Origin of the sequence: Streptomyces sp. MUM 203J (assembly GCF_022414595.1) — a bacterium.
In the GTDB taxonomy this organism is placed as follows: Bacteria; Actinomycetota; Actinomycetes; order Streptomycetales; family Streptomycetaceae; genus Streptomyces.
In genome coordinates this window covers 117623-142116 of sequence record NZ_JADWYO010000001.1, presented here as the reverse complement: position 1 = coordinate 142116, position 24494 = coordinate 117623, and the positions used below count along the sequence as shown (strand labels likewise).

Sequence of the window (24494 nt, the reverse complement as noted above, 5' to 3'; positions counted from 1 at the left end):
GAAGCGGGTTTGGGCTTCAGCGCGAGGTGTGAAGGGCGGTCACCCATGGGGCAGGGGAAGCGGAAGGACATCGACGGGTCGCGGAACGTTCCGTGCTTCTACGGCAAGGAGCTGAGGCACCAGCGGGAGAAGGCGGGCCTGACCATGGCCGAACTCGTGGAGGGCAGCTTCTACGGGGTGACGCTCCTGAGCGAGATCGAGCGCGGCCAGCGCAGCATGCCGGTGGAGCTGGCCCGCCACGCTGACCGGATCCTCAAGACGGACGGCTGTTTCGAGCGCGGCTGCGACGACGTACGGAAGGCGCGACGGAACGGCCATGCCGAGTACTTCGAGCGGGTACTGGAGGTGGAGAAGCACGCGCTGACCATCGAGGAGTGGTGCCCCACCGCAGTGCCGGGGCTCTTGCAGACCGAGGCGTACGCACGTGCCGTGGTGCGCGCGACGCATCCGCTGGAGGCCGACGAGGAGACCGCCGCCAAGGTCAACGGCCGACTGGCACGGGCCCGCCTCTTCGAGGATGACCACAACACGCCGCAGTACTGGGCTGTCCTGCACGAGTCGTTGCTACGGCAGCCGATCCTGGCTCCTGCTCAGATGGCCGAGCAATTGGACCGGATCGCCGCACTGGTGCGAAGGCGGAGGATCTTCTCGCAGGTGCTGCCGTGGGACTCTGGGGCCCACCCGTTCATGCTCGGCACTGCGATGATCATGACCTTCGCGGACGCGCCGCCACTGGTGTACACGGAGTCGCTGCACACCGGCCACACCGTGGACGATCCGGGGCTCGTGGCGGCGTATCAGAAGTCGTACGATCTGCTCAGGGCCGCCGCGCTGCCGCCAGAGGCGTCCCTGGCCATGCTCGAATCAGCGGCTGAGGACTATCGAAATGGTAAGCAACCGGATTGACTTGAGCGCCGCCTTCTGGCGCAAGAGCAGCTACAGCAATGGGTCGGGCGGCAACTGCGTCGAAGTGGCAGAAGACTTCGTGGACGCCGCCTTCTGGCGCAAGAGCAGCTACAGCAACGGGTCAGGCGGCGACTGCGTCGAGGTAGCCGACGACCTCCCCGGCGTCGTCCCCGTCCGGGACTCCAAGGTGCCCGACGGGCCCATCGTCACCGTCTCCGCCCGCGCTTGGGCGCCGTTCGTCGCGGCGCTCAAGGCGAGGCGCCCGTGATGACCGCACCGGCCGCGCGCCGGCAGGTGGGACGTCCCGGGGTCGGCACACCCGCCAGACCGGGGTGCACACAGCCGAGGGTCATGACGTAATCGCGTACGTCGCGACGCCGTTGGCCACGATGGCGTTGTCGATCGACGTAGGGACGGTCGCGTCGGCCTCGGCTACCGCGCCCCCCCGTGACCGCGTCCTGGTCCGCACGGGAAGTGACAGCGTGCTGGGCGGTGTTGAGAGGGGGAATCCCCTTGATCCGGGGCGATGGCTTGTGCCTATGGTGATCGCTGTGTGCGTGCAGTGGAGCTGACCACTCTGCCAAGGCGCGCGCACCTCAGCCGGCGGCCGGGGGAACAGTGCCGCCACGGGGAGGGAAGATCACCATGCCGTATCGGCTCACCTTGTATGCCGTCTCCGCAGGGGGCCACCGCGTGCCGTCGCCGCGCCCTTGGCAGGACAGCGGCATGACGCGGGCGTAGCTGCGCGTTCACTTCTCTTCATTCGGGTACCCCCGCCTGCCCTTGTTTCCATGAAGGGACACCCTCTTGCGCCCCAGACCAGGGCTGTTCAAGAACAGACAACGCAGATCCACCCCTCTCACCTCGTTCGTCGCCTCCGTAGCCGTCGTGGCTGTCTTCGGTGGCCTGGCCGTTCAGCCTGACCTGCTGAGCCGGGAGGCCTCCCCGCGCATGGCGCCGGTGAGCGACGGCGACGACTGGTTCGAGGACACTGCCGCGGAGCAGCTGCGCCAGGACCAGTGTCTGATGGCCGACGTGCTGCGGCTGGGCGGGTCGGCCATGGCCGGTATCGCGCAGGACGGCTTGAACCAGCCGCAGGACAAACTGCACGAGCTGGCCGACCGGCAGCACTGGGAGAAGACGCCGCTCGCCGAGGCCTTCGACAAGGACCGGGAGGCGGCGACCAGGAAGCTGGAGGCCATTCGCGCGCTCCAGGCCGTATGGGAGAAGCCGCTCAAGGGGCTGGAGACTCCCGGCGGCTTCGGAGACAACGAATTCCACTCGCCGCCCGGAAGCTGGCACGACGGCAAGGACGACTTCCACGGCCAGACCGGGCTGTCCAAGTGGATCGCCGACTGGTACTGGAAGAACGAGTCCGACTTCTACGAGGACCCCACTCCCAGGGCCGATGAGACGACGGTCAAGGCCGTCAAGGACCTCGGCGCCCCGCTGTACGGCAAGGACCCGGATCCGCGCCTTCCCGAGTGGGATCGTCAACTCGCCGAGCACAGTGCCTTCGAGCACATGACGGACTGGTCTTTGGAGCCCACCGGTGCGGACAACGCCCGCATCTTCCTCGCGTCCGGCGGGTTCCCGCGTACCGCCCCCGAACCCGGGTCGGCGGAGTTCCGCATCGCGGTCGAGGACATGAAGACGAGGTTCGCGTCCTGCGCGTGGCGCGACCCCGTCGATCCGAACAGGGTGCTGCGGACGATCTCCGACACCGCGGCCGCGGAGTGGCAGCAGGAGATCGCCTCCCAGGCCAAGCAGCGCAACCAGCTCCTGGATATGAACGATTTCGCCACCGACTCCCTCGCCGACGGAGCGGAGGCTCTGGGAGCGTTGCTGGGCCACTCGTGGGTAGCCGATCACCTGGCCCGGTGGCAGGACTACTGGTCCCCGGGCGGAGTCGGGTGGATCGGTGACTCACCTGTGGTCATCGAGGTGCCGGGTGCGAAGGGCAAGTGCCTGGACGTCCAGGGCGGCGGCAAGAAGAACGGCACCCCGGTCCAGATCTACAAGTGCAACGGCACGGCGGCCCAGAAGTGGCTGATCGAAGCCGATGACCGGGGTCTGCATCTGCGGAACTACAACTCGTACAAGTGCCTGGACGTGTCGGGCGGTAAGGCCGACAACGGCAGGAAGATCCAGATCTGGTCCTGCAACCAGAGCCCGGCGCAGACGTGGTCGTTCAACGTCCGTGCGACCACGCCTCTGAAGAGCGTCGGCACGGGTAAGTGCCTGGAACTGCCGAAGTTCGACAACGGCTACGACGCGCGGCAATGGTCGTGCAAGAGCGCCTCGTCCCAGCGGTTCCGGGTCAAGCCGACCGGCCACAAGGGCACCGACTCCCTCAGCTACCCGGACAAGGGGCAGTTCGCCAAGGCGAAGAAGGGCATCCCGGAGGCGCAGGCGGCGGCGAAGGCCCAGCTCGCCGCCCTCAAGAAGACGGCCAAGTACGCGAAGACGGCCGCCGACACCAGCGCCAGCGTGGAGCGGACCGCCTACGGCATCGCGGACGCCAACGGCGCGCCGCGCGGCCGCGGTCTGTTGGTGGGGCAACAGAAGGCGCAGGTCACCAGGGGCGCTGCTGCCGCGCTGGAGGCGATGGTGAAGGCCGGCGAGACCGCCGAGGCCGCCACCCGCGCGTCCGCCGGGGACAGCGCGACCATCATGCAGCGCGCTCTGGCCCAGGCCGCTCAGTCGAAGGCGGAGTTCCGCAAGGAGGCGGCTCGCGCGGCCGAACTCCAGGCCAAGGCGGCGGCTGACGCGGCGAAGACGCACCGGGACAACGCCAAGAAGGACAAGGAGACGGCGGAGGCCAAGCTCGCCCAGGCCATGAAGGCGGAGGCGGACGCCAAGGCGGCCGCTGCCGAGGCCCGCGCGAAGCGGCTGGCGGCTGAGGCCGAGGAGAAAACGGCGCTGAAGGAGAAGGCGAACGCCGACGCCAGGAAGGCCGAGGCGGCGCGGCACCGGACGACCGCCGAGGCCGAGGCGACGAAGGCGAAGGACGCCAAGGCGAAGGCCGAATCCGCCGAGGCGACCGCCGTAGAGAAGAAGAACGCCGCCAAGGCTGCCCGCGAAAAGGCTCGCGACCTGCGCGACGACGCGTGGGACGCCGAGCAGAAGGCGAACGCTGCACGGGCCCGCGCGGACGCGAAGGAGGCGTACGCCCAGGCCCACGAGTCCGACGCCAACGCCAAGGAGGCCAGGGCCGCCGCCGACGAGGCCGACCGGCACGCCTCGGACGCCGAGGCGGCGGCAGGCCGGGCTCGTACCGCGGCGAACGCCGCGACCAAGGCGGCGACCGACGCGGACGCTGCGGCCACCCGCGCCGAGGCTGCCGCCAAGCGCGCCCGCGCCGCCGCCGACGCCGCCCAGGCGGCGAAGCTGAAGGCCGACGCCGCGGTGAAGACCGCCACCAGCGCTGCCGCCGAGGCCATCCAGGCCGCGAAGGACGCCGCCGCGGAGGCGAAGGCCGCCGTCAAGCTGGCCGACGAGGCCGAGGCCAAGGCGAAGACCGCCAAGTCCCATGCCGACGCGGCCAACAAGGAGACGGCCAGGGCACAGGCGGCGGCAGCGAAGGCCGCGGGCTACGCCCACGTCACCGCCCTGGCCGCCGTGGACGCCGGGAACGCCGCCTCGCAGGTCGCCAAGCCGGCCAACGACGCGATCCAGCTCGGCTCCCCGTACGTCACGACCGACTCGGCCGCGGGCCTGGTCGTGCTGACGGGCCAGTCGTCCAAGTCGATCGCCGACCGGCAGAAGGCCGTCGCCGACGCCCACGCCAAGAACGCGCAGGAGGAGGCCGCTGCCGCCAAGGCGCTCGCTGAGGCCGCCAAGGGCGACACGAAGGCCGCCTACCAGCACGCCGCGAACGCGGCAGGCCATGCCGCCCGGGCCCGTACGTACGCGAAGGAGGCGCTGGGCTATTCCGCCGACGCCGCCACCGCCGCGTCCAGGGCCGCGCAGTCACTGGCCCGCACGATCGAACACGGCCGCGAGGCCACGGCGGACGCGGCCGCCGCGGACAAGGCCGCCGGACGCGCCGAGGGTCACGCGAAGGCCGCCCGCGCCTCCGCCGACGGAGCCGCGCTCGACGCCCAGGCCGCCCGCACGGCTGCGGCCACGGCGGAACAGGCCGCCAAGGAGGCCCGCGCGGCGGCCACACGCGCCGACGAAGCCGCCACCGCGGCCGAGAAGGCCGCGAAGGACGCACACAAGTACGCCGAGGAGGCGCAGAAGGCGGCCGAGGCCGCCGAGACGGCGGGCAAGAACAGCCAGATCAAGGCCGGAGCCACCACAGGCATCGGCAGCGTGTTCTATGTCGTCGACCGCATCGAGACCGTCGGTGAGCCCGACATCGTGAAGAAGGAGAACTGCAACCCGATCGTCCACTTCGGGGACTGCGTGATCACGGCGGTCATCCACTTCACCGCTGTCGTCGACCTCTACCTGTGTACGGAACAGGACTTTCCCGCCGCACAGTACGGCTGCCCGTCCTCGGCCACGGTCTTCCTCGGACGCGAGACGCTCAAGAACCAGAGCAGCACGGTCACCCGCACGCTCTCGATGCTCGAGTTCAACGAGGGCATCGACCCGGTGAAGATCCTGCTCGGCGACTTCATCGAATGCGCCCAGAAGATCGCCCCCGGCGGTGAGCCGGGCAGCCTCACCGGCTGCGCATGGGCCGCCGTTTGGTTCGTCCCCACCAAGGCCTTCAAGGCCGCGGCCGACGGGATCCGCGCCCTCGACGCCGCTATGCGCACCGGGATCGGCATCGCTGATGCGGCCCGGGCGCTGAAGGCACTGGAGCTGGACCCCCGAGCCATGGTGGCCATCCAGCGCGAAGCTGATGCGGCCGAGGCGATGTTCACCACATGTACCAGGAACAGCTTCCCCGCAGGTACGCGGGTGCTCATGGCAGACGGAACACGTCGGCCGATCAGCTTGCTCCAGGTAGGCGACCAAGTGATGGCCGCCGATCCGGATGCCGGTGTCCTGCGTGCCGCACCTGTCACCGACACGTTCCAGCACTCCACCGACGAGCTGTTGACCATCAGTCTGGCCGACGGCAGCAGTTTGGAAACCACACCCGGCCACAAGATCCGCGCAGACGGTCGGGGGTGGATCCTTGCCTCCGAACTGCGCCCGGGCGACCGGTTGCTCGGCCCGGACGGCAGCCTGCACAACGTGACCGAGGTGCGCGGCCGCTGGGGCATGGCACCCCAGCAGGTCCACGACCTCACCGTTGGTGACCTGCACACGTTCTACGTGAGCACCGGGGGTTCCCGGGCCGCGGATGTACTGGTGCACAACTGCTTGAACCTGAGGGACGAACAGCTCCCCAACCTCAGGGACTACGCGGACGAGATCCACACCCTGAAGGAGCACGTCAACCCGGATGCGCTGAGGGCGTTCCAGCTTGCGGAGAAGAAGGGGAAGGTCAACACGGTCTGGACCAGCGAGGCGATCGCCCAGCAGGCAGTGGACCGGGTGGTGTCGGACTTCTTCTACGTCTCCAACAAGCACGGCCAGAAGGTACTGGACCAGAAGAAGTGGACCAGCTTCCAGAAGTGGCTGAGCAAGGCCAGGGACGGAGAGCAGTACCCGGTGACCATCACGGGGAAGTGGAACGAGTATCCGTCTCTGGGCAAGGCATACCATCCAGACGGTGTGACGATGACGAACGCCGGCAATGAGGTTGTAGTGATCTTGATGAAGGTCAAGAAGCACACCGGACAGGGTCGTGGTGGATATGTCGTCAAGACCGCCTACCCGAAGTAGTGGAGTGGCGATGACAGAGAGTCATCCCACGTACGTCGAACTCGGCTATGGCGAGGACTTCGGGCTAACCGGGCTGACGGAGCGACTGTGTTCCCTGGGCCGCCGTCCTGACCTGGCGGACGCGCTCGACGCCGTGGCATGCCTGGCGGACCAGTCCGATGGTGAGGAAGCCGTCGAGCTGGGGGAGGACGCCCGCCGCCTGCTGGAGTCCCCGCTCCCGGACGAGGTCGTCCACATGGTCTGGCTGGCCGTGGTCGGCCGGTGTTTCGATCCGGCCGACCACGGACTGGACATCCGCGCCTGGTTGCGGAGGCTCTCGGAGCTGGCCACGGAGCGGCTCCGCCGAAACAGGAAGTCCTATGTGCCGCCGCCCGTGCGGCCAGTACGGGACGAGGAGTTCTGCCATGCGGTCGTGGCGGAGATCCGGGACCTCGCCCCGACACTGGGCCTCGCCGCCGGGCTGCCGGACCTTGCCACCGGTCTGCAGCAGGTCGTCACGCGCGCCGACGCCGATCTCGGCTTCCGGCTCTTTGTGCGGTCGCTGAAGACATACTCCGTACGGGTAGGGAAGGAGCGGTACGACCGGTTCCTCGGGCTGGCTGAACGCTTCGGATACCCGGCGGCTGTGGTCTACGACGGCCTGAACGTCGTCTGGCCGCCGGTCGACACTGCCCGGCGTGACGCCACGTGGGACTTCGGGCTGTCGCGGCTCGCTGCGCGGTTCGCGGGCGCGTGGCACAGTCGTACCGCGCGGGATATCGTGCAGAAGGCCGCCGGAGTCGGCGCCGACGCACCCGACCGGACCCCGGGCTCCGAGGCGGCCGTCCTCCTGGAGGACACGCTGAGACTGTTGGAGTCCGTCCTCTCCACCGACGCGATCACCACCCTGTGGGTGGCCGCGTCGGACCGGGGTTTCGGTATCGACCATCTCGGCATCGACGGACGGGACTGGCTGAGAGAGATCGCGGAGGTGTGCGAAGAGGTCCTGCGGGACGCGGCCCCCACGTATACGGCTGTCGTCCTGCCGGTTCCGACCGATCTGGCGGAGGAGGTGCTGAGCGCCGTCCGAGAAGTGGCGCCGCTGGTCACGGACAAAGCGGTCAGCCCCACATGGAAACCCATTCCCGCCACGACGGTCCTGGCCGCAGTGGAGCAGGTCGTCACCCGGGTCGACCCCGACCTTGGGTTCCGTCTGTTCCTGCGGGTTCTGCTGGTGCTGTCCGTGCCACTGACCGAGGAGCAGTACTCCCGGTACGAGTTCCTCGGCGGGCGGTTCGGGTATGGCGAGTACCACCTGCTTGAGCTGGACCAGCTCGTCCGGAGCGTCTGACGGTCACCGGCCCGAAAGCGCCGGAGACAACAGGCGGTACCCGCGCTCCGTACGGGGCGCGGGTACCGCCTCGTCACGTCCGGCGGCGTGGCGGCGGCGTCAGTCCCGGGCGCCGCCGCCCAGGTGGTGGACGCGGACCATGTTCGTGGTGCCGGGGACGCCGGGCGGGGAGCCCGCGGTGACGATCATGACGTCGCCGGCGTTGTAGCGCTGCAGCTTCAGCAGCTCGGCGTCGACCAGGTCGACCATCGCGTCCGTGTTGTCGACGTGCGGGACGACGAAGGACTCGACGCCCCAGCTCAGGGTGAGCTGGTTCCGGGTCTCGACCTCGGTGGTGAAGGCCAGGATCGGCTGCTCGGCGCGGTAGCGGGAGAGACGGCGGGCGGTGTCGCCGGACTTGGTGAAGGCGATGAGCGCCTTGCCGGAGAGGAAGTCCGCGATCTCGCAGGCCGCGCGGGCCACCGAACCGCCCTGGGTGCGCGGCTTCTTGCCGGGGACCAGTGGCTGGAGGCCCTTGGCGAGCAGTTCCTCCTCGGCCGCCGACACGATCTTCGACATCGTCCGGACGGTCTCGATCGGGTAGGCGCCGACCGAGGACTCTGCCGACAGCATGACCGCGTCCGCGCCGTCCAGGATGGCGTTGGCGACGTCGGAGGCCTCGGCGCGGGTGGGGCGGGAGTTGGTGATCATCGACTCCATCATCTGGGTCGCGACGATCACCGGCTTGGCATTGCGGCGGCACATCTCGATCAGCCGCTTCTGCACCATCGGGACCTTCTCGAGGGGGTACTCGACGGCCAGGTCGCCGCGGGCCACCATCACACCGTCGAACGCCATCACGACGTCCTGCATGTTGGCGACCGCCTGCGGCTTCTCCACCTTGGCGATGACCGGCACCCGGCGGCCCACCTCGTCCATGACGCGGTGCACGTCCTTGACGTCGTCGGCGTTCCGCACGAAGGACAGCGCGACCATGTCGCAGCCCATGCGCAGCGCGAACCGCAGGTCCTCGACGTCCTTCTCGGACAGGGCCGGGACGTTGACCGCCGCGCCCGGCAGGTTGATGCCCTTGTGGTCGGAGACGACACCGCCCTCGATGACGATCGTCCGTACCCGGGGGCCGTCGACCTCCAGGACCTTCAGCTCGACGTTGCCGTCGTTGATCAGGATCTGGTCGCCCTTGGCGACGTCGCCCGGGAGCCCCTTGTAGGTGGTGCCGCAGACCGACTTGTCGCCGGGGACGTCCTCGATGGTGATGGTGAACTCGTCACCGCGGACCAGCTCGACCGGACCCTCGGCGAAGGTCTCCAGACGGATCTTCGGCCCCTGGAGGTCGGCCAGCACGCCCACGGCGCGGCCGGTGTCCTCGGCCGCCTGGCGGAGACGGTGGTACCGCTCCTCGTGCTCAGCGTGGGTGCCGTGGCTCATGTTGAAACGGGCCACGTTCATGCCGGCCTCGATGAGCGCTTTCAGCTGCTCGTAGGAGTCGACGGCGGGGCCCAGTGTGCAGACGATTTTGGAACGGCGCATAAGGCGGATCCTATCGGTTTGTTTCAGTGCGGAATATTCCGGCTGGCGAAATGTACAAATGGGCGGGGGGCCGCTCAGTCGAGTTCTTCCAAGGCTTCCGTTGTTCCTGTTTTCAGTTGATTACCAGCGAGTAAGTCTGACGGGCGATCTCCAGCTCCTCATCCGTCGGGACCACCGCGACCGCCACCCTCGCGCCTTCCGGAGAGATCAGCCGCGCCTCCCCGGACCGTACGGCGTTGCGCTCGGCGTCCACCGCGAGGCCCAGCGACTCCAGGCCCTCCAGGGCAGCTTCCCGCACCGGCGCCGCGTTCTCACCCACACCCGCCGTGAACACCACCGCGTCCACCCGGCCGAGCACCGCGTAGTACGCGCCGATGTACTTCTTCAGCCGGTGCACGTAAATGCCGAACGCCAGCCGCGCCCGCTCGTCACCCTCGTCGATACGCCGCCGGATCTCCCGCATGTCGTTGTCGCCGCACAGCCCGATCAGGCCGCTGCGCTTGTTCAGCAGTGTGTCGATCTCGTCGACCGACATTCCCGCGACCCGCTTCAGGTGGAAGGTCACCGCCGGGTCGATGTCCCCGGACCGGGTGCCCATCACCAGGCCCTCCAGCGGGGTCAGCCCCATGGACGTGTCCACGCACCGGCCGCCCGCCACCGCCGATGCCGAGGCGCCGTTGCCCAGGTGCAGCACGATGACGTTCACCTCGGACGGGTCCTTGCCCAGCAGCCGCGCCGTCTCCCGGGACACGTACGCGTGCGAGGTGCCGTGGAAGCCGTAGCGGCGGATCCGGTGCGCGTCCGCCACCTCCGTGTCGATCGCGTACCGCGCCGCGTGCTCCGGCATCGTCGTGTGGAACGCCGTGTCGAAGACGGCCACCTGCGGCAGGTCCGGGCGCAGCGCCCGCGCGGTGCGGATGCCGGTGACGTTCGCCGGATTGTGCAGCGGCGCCACCGGGACCAGGCGCTCCACCTCCGCCAGCACCTCGTCCGTGATCACGGTCGGCGCGGTGAACTTCAGCCCGCCGTGCACCACGCGGTGGCCGATCGCCGCCAGCTCGGGCGAGTCCAGCCCGAGCCCGTCGGCGGCCAGCTCCGCCGCGACCGCCTTCAGCGCCGCCGCGTGGTCCGGCATCGGGCCGGTGCGCTCGCGCTTCTCGCCGCCGTCGACGAGCGGGGTGTGGACCAGCCGTGAGGTCGCCTCGCCGATCCGCTCGACCAGCCCGACCGCGAGCCGGTCGCCCGCCCGCATGTCGAGCAGCTGGTACTTCACGGACGAGGAGCCGGAGTTGAGGACGAGGACACGGGTGGCGGGGCTGGCGCTGGTCACGGGCGGGGCGCTCTCTCTCGGTGCGGGTGCGGGTGCGGGTGCGGGTGCGGGTGCGGGCTGGTGGGCGGGGTGCGGGGCGGTGGCCGAGGACGCCGGGACGGACCGGCCGGGCCGTACGGCCGTTACGCGGACGGGTCCGGGCGCGGGCCGGGAGCCGGGGCCGGGGTCCGGGGCGCAGCCGGGGGCTGGGACGGGGACGGGGTCGCCTGGGCCTGGATCGCGGTGATCGCGACCGTGTTCACGATGTCGCTCACGAGCGCGCCCCGCGACAGGTCGTTGACCGGCTTGCGCAGTCCCTGGAGCACCGGGCCGACCGCCACCGCGCCCGCCGAGCGCTGCACGGCCTTGTACGTGTTGTTGCCGGTGTTGAGGTCCGGGAAGATCAGCACGGTCGCCCGGCCGGCCACCTCGGACCCCGGCAGCTTGGTCGCGGCGACGGACGGCTCCACGGCCGCGTCGTACTGGATCGGACCCTCGATCTTCAGCTCCGGCCGGGCGGCGCGCACCCGCTTCGTCGCCTCCCGGACCTTGTCCACGTCCGCGCCCGAGCCGGAGGTGCCCGTCGAGTACGACAGCATCGCGATGCGCGGTTCGACACCGAAGCGCGCGGCGGTCGCCGCCGACTGCGTCGCGATGTCCGCGAGCTGCTCGGCGTTCGGGTCCGGGTTGACCGCGCAGTCGCCGTACACCAGCACCTCGTCGGCCAGGCACATGAAGAAGACGGACGACACGATCGACGCCTCCGGCTTGGTCTTGATGATCTCGAACGCGGGGCGGATCGTCGCGGCCGTCGAGTGCACGGAACCGGACACCATGCCGTCGGCCAGACCCTCCTCCACCATGAGCGTGCCGAAGTAGTTGACGTCCGACACCACGTCGTACGCCAGCTCCACCGTCACGCCCTTGTGGGCGCGCAGGGCGGCGTACCGCTCCGCGAAGCGCTGCCGCAGCTCGGACGTGGCCGGGTCGACGAGCCGGCTGTCCCCGAGCTCGATGCTCAGGTCCGCGGCCTTCTTGCGGATCAGTTCCGGGTCGCCCAGCAGCGTCAGGTCGCACACGTCGCGCCGTACGAGGACGTCGGCGGCGCGCAGCACGCGCTCTTCCAGTCCCTCCGGCAGGACGACCCGGCGGCGGTCGGAGCGGGCCTGCTCCAGCAGCTCGTGCTCGAACATCATGGGGGTGACCCGGCCGCTGCGGGCCACGGACAGCCGCTTCACCAGGTCGGCGGTGTCGATGTACCGCTCGAACAGGCCGAGTGCGGTCTCCGCCTTGCGCGGGGTCGCCGCGTTGAGCTTGCCCTCCAGCGCGAACAGCTCCTGCGCGGTGGGGAAGCTGCGTCCGCCCACCGAGATGACCGGGGTGCCGGGTGCGAGCCGGGCGGCGAGGGTCAGGATCTCCTCGCTCGGCTGCTCGTTCAGTGTGAGCAGGACGCCCGCGATGGGCGGCGTGCCCGCCGAGTGCGCCGCCAGGGCGCCCACCACCAGGTCGGCGCGGTCGCCGGGGGTGACCACCAGGCAGCCGGGCGTCAGCGCGCTGAGGAAGTTCGGCAGCGTGGCGCCGCCGAACACGAAGTCCAGGGCGTCCCGGGCCAGCCCCGAGTCGTCGCCCAGCACCACCTTCGCGCCGAGCGCGTGGGTGATCTGCGAGACCGTCGGCGCCGCCAGCGACGGGTTGTCGGGCACGACGTAGCAGGGAACGGGGAGGCGGGCCGCGAGCCGCTCGGCTATGCCGTCCCGGCTCTCCGGGGAGACCCGGTTGGTGACCATCGCCAGCACGTCGCAGCCCAGCCCCGCGTACGCGCGGAACGCGTTCCGGGTCTCGGCCCGCACCCGCTCCGGCGACTGGTCCTTGCCGCCGACGACCGGGATGACGGAGGCGCCGAACTCGTTGGCGAGGCGGGCGTTGAGGGCCAGCTCGTCGGGAAGCTGGGTGTCCGCGAAGTCGGTGCCCAGGACGAGGACGGCCTCGTAGTCCCGCGCCACCGTGTGGAAACGTTCCACCAGCCGCGACACCAGCGCGTCCGTGCCCTGCTCGGCCTGCAGCGCCGAGGCCGTCACGTAGTCCACGCCGTAGACGGTCGCCGGGTCCTGGGCGAGCCGGTAGCGGGCCCGCAGCAGTTCGAACAGGCGGTCGGGCCCGTCGTGCACCAGCGGGCGGAACACCCCCACCCGGTCCACCTGGCGGGTCAGGAGTTCCATGACTCCCAGCTCCACGACCTGGCGGCCGTCCCCACGGTCGATCCCGGTCACGTACACGCTGCGCGCCACGCCCTGTACTCCTGTTCGCCGCTGCTGCTCTGCTGGTCGCCTTGGCGGAAAACACCCCCTGCGAGGTGCCATACCCCCTTGACAGTACCTCTGTGAATGGGTAGGGCGCTTGCCGGGTGTGCGGGGCCGGACGGGGCCCTGACGTCCACATTTGAGCGCGGACTTGAACAGATGTGTCCGGTTCGTCCGACGTGGGAGAATCCCGGGAAGCTCACCCCGTCAGCCCCCCCCCGACTAGCGAGCAGGAGACACAGCACGATGCGTATCGGAGTTCTCACCGCAGGCGGCGACTGCCCCGGCCTGAACGCCGTGATCCGCTCGGTCGTGCACCGGGCGCTGGCCGGTCACGCGGACGAGGTCATCGGCTTCGAGGACGGCTTCAAGGGCCTGCTGGACGGCCACTACCGGTCGCTCGACCTCAACGCCGTCAGCGGCATCCTCGCCCGCGGCGGCACCATCCTCGGCTCCTCCCGCCTGGAGCGGGCCCGGCTGCACGAAGCCGCCGAGAACTGCGGCGAGCTGCAGCGCCGGTACGGGCTCGACGTGCTCATCCCGATCGGCGGCGAGGGCACCCTGACCGCGGCCCGCATCCTGTCCGACGCGGGGATGCCGGTCGTCGGTGTGCCGAAGACCATCGACAACGACATCTCCTCCACCGACCGCACCTTCGGTTTCGACACGGCCGTCATGGTGGCCACCGAGGCCATGGACCGCCTGAAGACCACGGCCGAGTCGCACCAGCGGGTGATGGTCGTCGAGGTGATGGGGCGTCACGCCGGGTGGATCGCCCTGGAGTCCGGCATGGCGGCCGGCGCGCACGGGATCTGCCTCCCGGAGCGGCCGTTCGACCCCGCCGACCTGGTCAAGATGGTCGAGGAGCGCTTCGCGCGCGGCAAGAAGTTCGCGGTCGTCTGCGTCGCGGAGGGCGCGCACCCGGCCGAGGGCACGATGGACTACGGCAAGGGCGAGATCGACCAGTACGGCCACGAGCGGTTCCAGGGCATCGGTACGCGGCTGGCGAAGGAGCTGGAGCGGCGGCTCGGCAAGGAGGCCCGCCCGGTGATCCTGGGCCACGTCCAGCGCGGCGGCACCCCCACCGCGTACGACCGTGTCCTCGCCACCCGGTTCGGCTGGCACGCGGTGGAGGCGGCGCACCGGGGCGACTACGGGAAGATGACGGCGCTGCGCGGGACGTCCATCGAGATGGTCCCGCTCGCGGAGGCGACGACCGAGCTGAAGCGGGTCCCGGAGGACCGGATGGCGGAGGCGGAGTCGGTCTTCTGACACCGTCCCTCCGCGGGTCGTGCGGCTGAAACTCCCCCTTGAGGGTGATCGCGTGGTCCACGAGGCTGGGGCCCATGAGCGAGCAGGGGGAGGCCGGGTCCGAGGCGGCACCCGATCCGCGCCGGGCCGGGAGCGCGGCGGAGTTCGTCGCCCGGCTCCGGGTCCTCAAGGACCGGTCCGGGCTGACGTGCCGTGAACTGTCGGCCCGTGCGGAGGCGCTGGGCCACGCCCTGCCGCGCTCGACGATCGCGGACATGCTGTCCCGGGCGGCCCTGCCCTCCAGGGGAGCCCTGACCGCGTACGTCCTCGCGTGCGGGGTGCCCGTCGGCGAGCTGGACCGTTGGACCACGGCACGCGACCGGCTGGCCGGCCGAGCGGGTGACGGGGCGGCAGCGCCTCCGGGAGGCGTACGGGACGACCACGCGGACGCGGCCGAGCCGGGGGCGGCCGACGCGGACCCGGGTGACGGGGCGGACGGCCGGGACGGGCCGTGGGCGGCCTGGTGGCGCGGCGCGGTGACCCTGGTCGCCTTGGCGGGGCTCGTCGTGGCCGGGACCAGCGTCGTGGCCTTCGTGCGCGGGGACGACCGGGACCGGCACGTCGTGGCGCCCGAACCCGGGGACGTACGGATACGGGCCATGCACTCCGGGCTGTGCCTCCGGGAACGCGGGGGCGGCAACCGCAGCGGGTTCGTGTACCAGGCGTCCTGCGCGGACGCGCCCCTGCCGCGCTACTCCCTCACCCCGCTGGACGGCGGTCTGTGGCGGCTGGTGACCCGGTACCCCGGCTTCGGCGTCGGCTGTTCCGCCGTCGACGCGTCGCCCGACGACCCGCAGCGGCGTGCCCCGCTCGTCAACGGCGAGTGCGGCGGCCGGGAGGGCCGGGCGGCGTTCCGCATCGAGCGGTACGGCACCGATCCGGTACGTGGCTACCGCATCCGGGCGGCGCACTCAGGGCTGTGCCTCACTCCGCGCGGCGGGACGGAGGAGTGGGCCGAGATCGTCCAGTCGCCGTGCACGCCCGACGCGAAGCAGCAGCTGTTCAGCTTCGACCGGCTGTAGCGCGCGTGTTCACAGGCGGGCCAGCGCCCAGAAGTGGTCGACGATCCGGTCCAGGAACTCCCGCCCCGCCTCGCCGCCGCTGCCGCCCGAGTCGCCCCAGCTGTACGTCGCGACCATCCGCGCCTGGTAGTCCGCGTGCAACTGCTGGAGCACCTCCTCCAGCCGGGCCCGGCTCAGCGGCAGCAGCTTCGCCGCCGGGCGGACGTACGCCTGCCAGCGGGTCGTCGCCGCGTCCCGCAGCACCGCCGCCAGCTCCTCGTCCTTGCCGGTCGCCGCCAGCAGGTCGCGCGGGCCAAGCCCCAGGACCTCGGCCAGCGCGGCCGTCTGCCGCTCGTTGCCGCGCCAGCGGCCGGACTCCTCCATCCTCAGGTACGCCCTGGCCTCGACGCCCACCCTGCGCGCCAGGTCCTCGGGTGCCATGCCCCGCGCCACGCGGTGCTCCCGCAGCGTCGTCGCCGTGGCGATCAGGTCGCCGGGCGAGCACCACAGGACGCCCGCGAGCGCGGTCAGCTCACGGTCGCCCGGGCGGGCCAGCCCGCGCTCCCACGCGACGACCGTGTCGGGCGGGACGTTCAGTCCGTACTGGGCGCGCAGCCCGTACGCGACATGGCCGGGCAGCATGCCCAGGCCCTCGCGCAGTCGGCGCGCGGCCGACGCGTCGAACGGCGGCGGGGTCGGGGAGGAGGGGGGAGACGGGTGCACGCGCACAAGGTAGGTGCGCAGGGTGACGTCTGGCTACGGTGTGTTCGACCAACGCCGAATGTTGGAGGAACGTCCAGATCGCGAGCCTCGTTCCTACTCGTGCGTAGATGGAGAATATGTCAGGGGCGGATCACGGCCGTGTCGTCACCCAGCGGTACTGGAGTTCCGGGCGGCCGATCTGCCCGTACTGCGGGGTCCGCTCGGCGCGACCCGCTGTGACCAGGTGCTCCAGGTAGCGGCGGGCGGTGATGCGCGAGACGCCGACCGCCGCGCCCACCTCGGCGGCGGTCAGCCCGTCCGGGGCCTCCCGCAGGCTGCGGGTGACCGCGGCCAGGGTCGGTGGGCTGAGGCCCTTGGGCAGTGCGGCGGGCTGGGGGGCACGAAGGGCGGCAAGCGCCCGGTCCACCTCGTCCTGGCCGGAGGCCTCGCCCGCGGCGGCCCGGAAGTCCGTGTACCGGGTGAGACGGTCCCGCAGGGTGGCGAAGGTGAACGGTTTCAGCACGTACTGGACCACGCCGAGCGATACGCCCTCCCGGACGACCTCCAGGTCCCGGGCGGAGGTCACGGCGATGACGTCGGCGCGGTGGCCGCCCGCGCGGAGGGTGCGCAGGAGACGCAGGCCGTGGCCGTCGGGGAGGTACAGGTCGAGAAGGATCAGGTCGACGGGCGTCCGCTCCAGGAGCCGCAGGGCGGAGGCGCGGGTGTGGACCACCCCTACCACCTGGAAGCCGGGGACCCGGCCGGCATAAAGGGCGTGGGCGTCGGCGGCGACGGGGTCGTCCTCGACGACGAGGACGCGGAGGGCTCTGCCGCCGGTCATGGTGCGGCCTCCCCGTGCGGTGCGGGTGCCCGGCGGCCGGGCAGCCCTCCGCCGCGTCCGGTGGCCGCGGTGCGACGGACGCCGCCTGCCGGAACCGGAGGCGCCGCACCCGGACCCCGCTCCCGTGCCGCGGGGGTACGCGCACGGCACGAGGCCGGCAGCCGGACCGTGAAGCACGCGCCGCCCTGCGGGGCCACCCCCAGCTCCACCGACCCCCGCGCCCGGTGGACCGCCTGCCGCACCAGCGCCAGACCCGTCCCGCGGCCCGGGCCCCGGGTGGTCCAGCCGTGCGTGAACACCGCCTCCCTGTCCTCGGGCGCCACCCCGGGGCCGCTGTCCGCGACCCGCAGCAGTACCTGTCCCTCCGGCTCCACCCGGGCCGTCACCGTCACCCGGGGTGACGGCGAACCCTGGGCGGCCTCCACCGCGTTGTCGAGCAGGTTGCCGAGGACCGTCACCAGGTCCCGGGACGGCAGCTCCCGGGGCAGGACGCCGTCGTCGATCCGGCTGTCCTCCGTCAGGACCAGCTCCACGCCCCGCTCGCTCGCCTGGGCCGACTTGCCCAGCAGCAGGGCCGCCAGGACCGGTTCGCCCACCGCGGCGACCACCCGGTCCGTCAGTGCCTGCGCCAGTTCCAGCTCGGCCGTGGCGAACTCGACCGCCTCCTCGGCGCGGCCCAGCTCGATCAGCGACACCACCGTGTGCAGCCGGTTCGCCGCCTCGTGCGCTTGCGCCCGCAGCGCCTGCGAGAAACCCCGCTCGGAGTCCAGTTCACCGGACAGCGCCTGGAGTTCGGTGTGGTCCCGGAGTGTGGCGACCGTGCCGCGCCGCTCCCCTCCCACCACCGGGCGGGTCGACAGCACCAGCACGCGGTCGGCGGTCAGGTGCAGCTCGTCCTCGCGCGGCTCCGGATCGAGCAGCGCCTCCGTCAGCGGCGGCGGCAGTCCCAGCGCGTCCACCGGCGTGCCCACCACGTTCTCGCCGGTCAGCCCCAGCAAGTCCCGCGCCCCGTCGTTAGCCAGCGCGATCCGCCGCCGTCCGTCCAGCATCAGCAGTCCTTCGCGCACCGCGTGCAGCGCGGCCTCGTGGTAGTCGTGCATCCGGCTCAGTTCGGCCGCGTTCATGCCGTGGGTGTGCCGCCGCAGCCGAGCGTTGATCACGTACGTACCGGCTCCGCCGAGAGCGACCGCCGCGCCCGCCGCCCCGAGCAGCGCGGTCAGCTGGTGCCGTACCTGCTCGGTGATGCGGTCGATGGTGATGCCCGCGCTCACCAGCGCGACGATCCGGTCCCGGTCCCAGACCGGCGTGACCGTCCGCACGGACGGACCGAGCGTCCCCTCGTACGTCTCCGTGAGCGTCTCGCCCCGCTGGGCGGGGCCGATGTGGCCGAGATAAGCCCCGCCGATCCGGTCCGGCTCCGGGTGTGTCCACCGCGTACCGTCCGGGGCCATGATCACCACGAAGGTGACCCCGCCGTCCCGGGTGAGGGCGTCCGCGTAGGGCTGGAGGAGGGCTGTCGGACGGTCGGCGCGGGCCGCCGCGACCACCGCGGGCGACCGCGCCACGGCTGTCGCCGTGGCGGTGACCTGACGTCTGGCCGTGGCCTCCGCCTCCTGCCGGTCGGTGACGTACACGAACACGGCGCACCCGGCCACGACCGCGGCCACCAGCACCACCTGCATCGCGAAGAGCTGGCCGGCGAGGCTCCGGGGCAGGCGGGGGCGGGGCGTGCGCATGCCGGTAAGTGTGCCTGTCCGAAAACCGGACGGGAACCGCGACGGGATGCGCCGGGAACCCCGTCTCACGCTCCGTGTGAACGAAAGGTACGCAACGGTGACCGGCGTCACAGCCGTGGTGGATAGTCGCGGGGATCGCTCCACGGGGACGACGTGGAAGCGAGTGAACCGACCTCGACGAGGAGGATCCCGTGGCCGCACGGCGGGAACGCACCCACTATCTCTATCTGGCCGTCATCGCGGCGGTCGTACTCGGCATCGCCGTGGGCTTCGCCGCCCCGGAGGCGGGCCGGGAGCTGAAGCCGCTCGGCACCGGCTTCGTGAGCCTCATCAAGATGATGATCTCGCCGGTGATCTTCTGCACGATCGTGCTGGGGGTCGGTTCGGTCCGCAAGGCCGCGAAGGTGGGTGCCGTGGGCGGGCTGGCCCTCGGCTACTTCATGGTCATGTCGACCGTCGCCCTGGCCATCGGCCTGGTCGTCGGCAATCTGCTGGAGCCCGGCTCCGGCCTCCGGATCACCGACGCCACCCGCTCGGCGGGCAGCGCGCAGGCGGAGGGCGCCAGTGAGGGCACGGCCGACTTCCTGCTCGGCATCATCCCGAAGACGCTGGTCTCCGCCTTCACCGAGGGCGAGGTCCTCCAGACCCTGCTGGTCGCGCTGCTCGCGGGCTTCGCGCTCCAGGCCATGGGCAAGGCGGGCGAGCCGGTGCTGCGCGGCATCGGGCACATCCAGCGGCTGGTCTTCCGCATCCTGGCGATGATCATGTGGGTGGCCCCGGTCGGCGCGTTCGGCGCCATCGCCGCCGTCGTCGGCTCGACCGGCGTGAACGCGCTGAAGTCCCTGGCCGTGATCATGCTGGGCTTCTACGCCACCTGCGTCGTGTTCGTGTTCCTGGTGCTGGGCGCGCTGCTGCGGCTGGTCGCGGGCGTCAACATCTTCTCGCTGCTGAAATACCTGGGCCGGGAGTTCCTGCTGATCCTCTCCACCTCCTCCTCGGAGTCGGCGCTGCCCCGGCTGATCGCGAAGATGGAGCACCTGGGCGTCAGCAAGCCGGTCGTGGGCATCACCGTCCCCACCGGCTACTCGTTCAACCTCGACGGCACCGCGATCTACCTGACCATGGCGTCGCTGTTCGTCGCGGAGGCGATGGGCCAGCCGCTGTCGATCGGTGAGCAGGTGTCCCTCCTCGTCTTCATGATCATCGCTTCGAAGGGCGCGGCCGGTGTGACCGGCGCCGGGCTGGCGACGCTCGCGGGCGGACTCCAGTCCCACAAGCCCGCGCTGGTCGACGGTGTCGGCCTGATCGTCGGCATCGACCGCTTCATGAGCGAGGCGCGAGCCCTGACCAACTTCGCGGGCAACGCGGTCGCGACGGTGCTCGTAGGCACCTGGACCAGGGAGATCGACAAGGCCCGGGTGGCCGAGGTCCTGGCGGGCCGGGTCCCGTTCGACGAGAGGACCCTGATGGACGACCACGGGTCCGCCGCTGCGGCCGAGGTGCCCGAGACGCGGGGCGAGACGGCCGCGGAGCCGGCGCGCGTGTGACGCGAGGACGGATGCAAGGCTGCCGCGCGGGGGCCGGTCGGCGGCCCCCGCGCGGTGCCCTCGTCCGCGCGGGGGTCTCGTCCGGGCTCCGCACGTGCGGGTCCGGTCGGCCGTACCGCCGGTAACATCAGGCGCGTCAGCTGGTGGCATGCGCACGACCTTCCCGATCCCCACCTCCGCGAAGGGACGGCCCCATGGCACGCACGGCACGCTCCACGGCGCGCAAGGCGCGCTCCACCGCACTGCTCACCCTCGCACTCGGCCTCGTCCTCACCCTCGGGCTCGGCACGGCGACCGCCGCTCCCACCCGGGAGGAGCCCCTCCGGGACGTCGTGCTGGTCGGCAACAGCGCCGACGGCACGGTGAGTTTCCTCGACGCCCGGACGTACCGGAACCTCGGCACCCTGGACGTGGTCCCCGACCTGGAGGAGATCCTCTCCGGCATGGACCCGTTCCGGAGGGCCGCGTACGAGATCGTCAGACAGCAGGCGGGCGGCGACAAGTTCGTCGACGACGCCCACCTCTCGCCGGACGGCCGCACCCTGTACGTCTCGCGCGGCAACCTCGGCGACGCCGCCGCGTACGACATCGCGAGCGGCCGCCGGCTGTGGCGCACCCACCTGGCCGGTTTCAAGGCCGACCACGCCGCGCTGTCCGCCGACGGCCGGACCTTCGTCGTCTCCGCGATCAGCGCGGGCAAGGCGCAGACCCTGGACACCGTCACCGGCCGCATCACGGGTGAGTTCCCGACCGGGACGTACCCGCACGAGAACATCTACTCCGCCGACGGCAAGCTGATCTACAACATGTCCATCGGCGTCACCTCGATGCCGTATGCCCTCGACTTCCTCAAGGGGAGCAGGCGAGTCACCGTCGTCGACGCCGAGTCGCTCCGGGTGGTGCGCACCTACCCCTTCGACAAGGGCGTCCGCCCGGCCGTGATCACCCCGGACGGGAAGACCATGTACGCCCAGCTGTCCTATCTGAACGGCTTCGTCGAGTACGACCTGGAGGCCGGACGTACGGTACGGACCGTCGAGATGCCGTACAGCGCGGCGGGCGCGGCGCTGAAGCGCGACGACTATCCGCAGAACTCCGCACACCACGGCATGGCCATGAACGGCGGGCGGCAGGACAAGCTGTGCATGGCCGGGACCATCGACGACTACACGGCGATCGTCTCCCGCGACGGCCTCGCCACGGACGGCTTCGTCCACTACCCGCAGGACGCGCTGCCCTACTGGGCGGTGACCGGGCCCGGCGGGCGGCACTGCTGGGTGACGCTGTCCCGGCGCGGGGAGGTGTCGGTGGTCGACTACGGCACGGCGGAGGAGATCGCGCGGGTGAAGGTCGGTGCCTTCCCCCAGCGGGAGCGGACGGGGCGGGTGGCGGAGGACGTGCTGGGCGGCCTGACACCGCAGTAGGGCGGGCCGTACCCCGGCCCGCCTCCTCCCGGCCTGCGTTCGATCCGTCTCAGCGGCGTCCGTCCTCAGGGGCCGGGCTGGCCCGCAGGCCCCCGGGGGCCTGCGGGCCTCCTGCTCGAAGAACCCGAAGGAGCCTGCCGAACCGGGCCCGCGGGGACAGCGCCCCGGCCGGGCCGCCGCCGGTCCCGGCGGGCAGCCGGGCAGGCCCGCAGGGCCGCAGCCGCTCCTCACCCGGGAGCGGTGGCCGGGGCAGGGCTGCCCGCCCCGGCCGTCCGGACCCCGTGGCCGCGGTCGTGCCCGGGGGCCTCCTCGACGCGCTTGTGCACGGACGCCGGGCGGGCCCGGCTCGCGCGGGGCGGACCGGGCTACGCCCCCAGCAGCTCCAGTTCCCCCCGGTCCAGCGCCAGGTCCCCCGCCGCCGCCGAATCCCGTGCCGTCTCCGCCCGGGACGCCCCCGGGATCGGCAGCATCACCGGCGACCGCGCCAGCAGCCATGCCAGCGCGACGCGCTGCGGGCTCACCCCGCGCGCCCGGGCCACCCGGTGGAACGCGCCGAACCGGGGGTCCGCCTCCCGCGACGACGCCCCGTCGAGCGCGCTGCGCGAGATCCCGCCGAGCGGGGACCAGGGCATGAACGCCAGCCCCAGCTCCGTGCAGAGCCGCAACTCGTCTTCCGCGTCGCGCACTTCGGGCGAGTACCGGTTCTGGACGGACACCAGCCGGTCACCCAGGATCTCCCGGGCCAGCAGGATCTGCTCACGGTCCACGTTGGAGATCCCGGCCAGCCGGACCGTGCCCGCGTCCAGCAGTTCCCGCACCGCGCCGAGCGACTCGGCGTACGGAACGGCCGGATCCGGTTTGTGCAGCTGGTACAGCCCGATGGCGTCCCCGCCGAGCCGCTTCAACGACCCCTCGGCGGCCCGCCGCAGGTGCGCGGGGTCGCCGTTGACGCTCCAGCCCCCGTCGGGTGTCCGGCCGCGCCCTCCCTTGGTGGCGACCAGGACACCGTCACGTCCGCCGCCGTACTCGGAGAGGGCGCGGGCGACCAGCAGCTCGTTGGCGCCGGGTTCCTCGCCGGGGGCGTGGTAGGAGTCGGCGGTGTCGATGAGCGTGACGCCCGCGTCGAGCGCCGCGTGCAGCGTGGCGAGGGCGCGGGTCTCCTCCGGGCGGCCCTCGATGGACAGCGGCATGGCGCCGAGCCCGATGGCGCTGACAGTGACGCGGGCGGCGCCGGTGCCGAGCGTGCGGTACGTCACGGCCGTGCCTCCAGGGTCTCGGCGACGGCCCGGTCGAGCCAGTCGGCGGCGGGCCGGAAGGAGTATCCCAGGGCGGTGGCGCGGGAGTTGTCCATCGCGTACGCACGGGTGAAGGAGAACGGCGACACCGCCCCGCCCTCCGCCTCCCGGTACACGGGGGAGAGTCCGCCGCCGATCCGCCGGGTGACGGCCTCGCAGATGTCCCCGGTGGTCAGGACCCCCTGGGAGGCGGCGTTCAAGGCGCCGGTGAACTCCGCCTCCACCACTGCCCAGACGAGAAGGTCTGCGATCTCCTCCACATGGATGTAGGTGGCGGGATGGTTCCGCGCCGGCACGGCGATGGGCTCGCCGCGCCGGATGCGCTCGGCGTAGTGGGTGAGCCGCCCGGTGAAGTCGTCGGCCCCGCCCAGCACATGCGCGACCCGGACGGCCGCGAACGTGACGGCGGGATCCTGTGCGAACACCGCCTCGGCCTGCCGCTTGCCCTCCCCGTAACGGGCCTCCAGGAAGTCGGGCCGGTCCCAGGGGAGGCCCAGGTCGACGGACACGGACTGAGGATCGACGGCGTCCTCCCGCACGAGGGCGTCGGGGCGGTGCTCGTGCTCGTACACCTCGACGGTGGACGTCATGAGGTACCGCCGGGTGCGGGGTGCGAGGACCCGGCGGGCGACGGCGGCCTGGCGGGGTGTGTAGCAGACCTGGTCGACGACGGCGTCGAACGCCAGCGTCCCGAGGGCGGCGTCGAGGCCCGCCTCGTCGTCCCGGTCGGCCACGACGTGCCGCGCGCCGGCGGGCGGGGGAGCGGGGGCCGAACCCCGGTTGACGACGGTCACCCGGTGCCCTCGCGCCACGAGCCGTTCCACGACCCGTCGCCCGAAGTACCGGCTGCCGCCTATGACGCAGATATCCATGTGAGCTACCGACTCCTTTGCGCGATGGATCAAGTGTTACGTTGACCCGCCACGCGCTGAAGGGGGAATCATGGGAGATACGGCTGCCGGGCCAAAAGAACGACGGCATACCGGTCCGTACGCCGACGAAACGTCGTCGCACTCCGGTGACCCCATCGACCGGCGCATCCTGGAGGAGCTCCAGACGGACGGCCGGGTGCGGCTGAGCGAACTGGGCCGCCGGGTCCGGCTGAGCCCGGCGGCGGTGGCGGAACGCGTCCGCCGCCTGGAGTCGAGCGGCGTGGTCACCGGGTACGGCGCACGTGTCTCGGCGCCCGCGCTGGGCTACGGCATCCAGGCGTTCATCCGCGTCAACCCCCACGGCGGTTACACCCTCAAGCACCCCAGAACCCTGGAACTCCTGTCCCGCCCCGAGATCCTGGAGGCCCACCACGTGGTGGGCGAGGACTGCTGGATCCTGAAGGTCGCGGTCCGGGACACGGTCCACCTGGAACACGTCCTGGAACAGACCTCGGCCCTGGGCCGCACCACCACCTCGATCATCCTGTCCTCCCCGGTACCCCGGAAGCCCCTGCTCCCCTAGGGCCCGTCCGAAGTCATGAC

Annotated in this window: 17 protein-coding genes; 9 read left to right on the top strand and 8 right to left on the bottom strand. The window is 71.5% G+C overall.

The window, feature by feature from the left end; all coding sequences use genetic code 11:
* Window positions 1–45: 45 nt before the first annotated feature.
* The 4 genes from I3F58_RS00600 to I3F58_RS00585 all read left to right on the top strand — a co-directional run bounded on the left by I3F58_RS00600 (window position 46) and on the right by I3F58_RS00585 (window position 8023).
* On the top strand, window positions 46–906 hold the full coding sequence (locus I3F58_RS00600; protein WP_240106114.1) for a helix-turn-helix transcriptional regulator: 861 nt from the start codon (window positions 46–48) through the stop codon (window positions 904–906).
* Complete coding sequence (locus I3F58_RS00595) at window positions 887–1174, top strand: DUF397 domain-containing protein (RefSeq protein ID WP_240106113.1); 288 nt, start codon at window positions 887–889, stop codon at window positions 1172–1174. Before I3F58_RS00600 ends, I3F58_RS00595 begins: the two co-directional genes overlap by 20 nt.
* Window positions 1175–1857: 683 nt before the next feature.
* Window positions 1858–6693, top strand: a complete 4836-nt coding sequence (locus tag I3F58_RS00590) for an RICIN domain-containing protein (RefSeq protein ID WP_240106320.1) — start codon at window positions 1858–1860, stop codon at window positions 6691–6693.
* Between the two features lie 10 nt (window positions 6694–6703).
* Window positions 6704–8023, top strand: a complete 1320-nt coding sequence (locus I3F58_RS00585; RefSeq protein WP_240106112.1) for a hypothetical protein — start codon at window positions 6704–6706, stop codon at window positions 8021–8023.
* Between the two features lie 99 nt (window positions 8024–8122).
* Here the strand turns inward: I3F58_RS00585 and pyk are convergent, their stop codons facing one another.
* The 3 genes from pyk to pta form a co-directional block, all read right to left on the bottom strand.
* Window positions 8123–9553 (bottom strand): pyruvate kinase, encoded by a 1431-nt coding sequence (gene pyk, locus I3F58_RS00580; protein WP_240106111.1) that lies wholly within the window; start codon window positions 9551–9553, stop codon window positions 8123–8125.
* Between the two features lie 112 nt (window positions 9554–9665).
* Window positions 9666–10883, bottom strand: a complete 1218-nt coding sequence (locus tag I3F58_RS00575; protein ID WP_240106110.1) for an acetate kinase — start codon at window positions 10881–10883, stop codon at window positions 9666–9668.
* A gap of 122 nt (window positions 10884–11005) precedes the next feature.
* Window positions 11006–13150, bottom strand: a complete 2145-nt coding sequence (gene pta, locus I3F58_RS00570) for a phosphate acetyltransferase (RefSeq protein ID WP_240106109.1) — start codon at window positions 13148–13150, stop codon at window positions 11006–11008.
* A 258-nt stretch (window positions 13151–13408) separates the two neighbouring features.
* Between pta and I3F58_RS00565 the strand changes: the two genes are divergently transcribed.
* Window positions 13409–14434 carry an ATP-dependent 6-phosphofructokinase gene (locus I3F58_RS00565; protein WP_240106108.1) on the top strand — a complete coding sequence of 342 codons (1026 nt, stop codon included), beginning with the start codon at window positions 13409–13411 and terminating at the stop codon, window positions 14432–14434.
* Between the two features lie 74 nt (window positions 14435–14508).
* Window positions 14509–15495 (top strand): helix-turn-helix domain-containing protein, encoded by a 987-nt coding sequence (locus I3F58_RS00560; RefSeq protein ID WP_240106107.1) that lies wholly within the window; start codon window positions 14509–14511, stop codon window positions 15493–15495.
* A gap of 9 nt (window positions 15496–15504) precedes the next feature.
* Here I3F58_RS00560 and I3F58_RS00555 read toward each other — a convergent pair whose 3' ends face one another.
* The 3 genes from I3F58_RS00555 to I3F58_RS00545 all read right to left on the bottom strand — a co-directional run bounded on the left by I3F58_RS00555 (window position 15505) and on the right by I3F58_RS00545 (window position 18753).
* Complete coding sequence (locus tag I3F58_RS00555) at window positions 15505–16116, bottom strand: helix-turn-helix transcriptional regulator (protein WP_240106319.1); 612 nt, start codon at window positions 16114–16116, stop codon at window positions 15505–15507.
* 211 nt (window positions 16117–16327) lie between these two features.
* On the bottom strand, window positions 16328–17017 hold the full coding sequence (locus I3F58_RS00550) for a response regulator (RefSeq protein WP_240106106.1): 690 nt from the start codon (window positions 17015–17017) through the stop codon (window positions 16328–16330).
* Window positions 17014–18753, bottom strand: a complete 1740-nt coding sequence (locus I3F58_RS00545; protein WP_240106105.1) for a sensor histidine kinase — start codon at window positions 18751–18753, stop codon at window positions 17014–17016. Before I3F58_RS00545 ends, I3F58_RS00550 begins: the two co-directional genes overlap by 4 nt.
* 191 nt (window positions 18754–18944) lie before the next feature.
* On the opposite strand from I3F58_RS00545, the gene I3F58_RS00540 reads away from it, so the two are divergent.
* Both I3F58_RS00540 and I3F58_RS00535 read left to right on the top strand, forming a co-directional pair.
* Window positions 18945–20300 (top strand): cation:dicarboxylate symporter family transporter, encoded by a 1356-nt coding sequence (locus I3F58_RS00540; protein WP_240106104.1) that lies wholly within the window; start codon window positions 18945–18947, stop codon window positions 20298–20300.
* 194 nt (window positions 20301–20494) lie between these two features.
* Window positions 20495–21724, top strand: coding sequence for a YncE family protein (locus I3F58_RS00535; protein ID WP_240106103.1), 1230 nt, complete (start codon window positions 20495–20497; stop codon window positions 21722–21724).
* A 365-nt stretch (window positions 21725–22089) separates the two neighbouring features.
* On the opposite strand, the gene I3F58_RS00530 is transcribed toward I3F58_RS00535, so the two are convergent.
* Together I3F58_RS00530 and I3F58_RS00525 are read right to left on the bottom strand one after the other, a co-directional pair.
* Window positions 22090–22980, bottom strand: coding sequence for an aldo/keto reductase (locus I3F58_RS00530; RefSeq protein ID WP_240106102.1), 891 nt, complete (start codon window positions 22978–22980; stop codon window positions 22090–22092).
* The gene (locus I3F58_RS00525) at window positions 22977–23891 is read right to left on the bottom strand and encodes an NAD-dependent epimerase/dehydratase family protein (protein WP_240106101.1); all 915 of its coding nucleotides are present in this window, start codon (window positions 23889–23891) and stop codon (window positions 22977–22979) included. Before I3F58_RS00525 ends, I3F58_RS00530 begins: the two co-directional genes overlap by 4 nt.
* A 70-nt stretch (window positions 23892–23961) precedes the next feature.
* Here I3F58_RS00525 and I3F58_RS00520 point away from each other — a divergent pair, with 70 nt between their 5' ends.
* Entirely contained in the window at window positions 23962–24474 is a 513-nt protein-coding gene (locus I3F58_RS00520) for an Lrp/AsnC family transcriptional regulator (protein ID WP_240106100.1), read from the top strand.
* The last annotated feature ends 20 nt before the right edge of the window (window positions 24475–24494 follow it).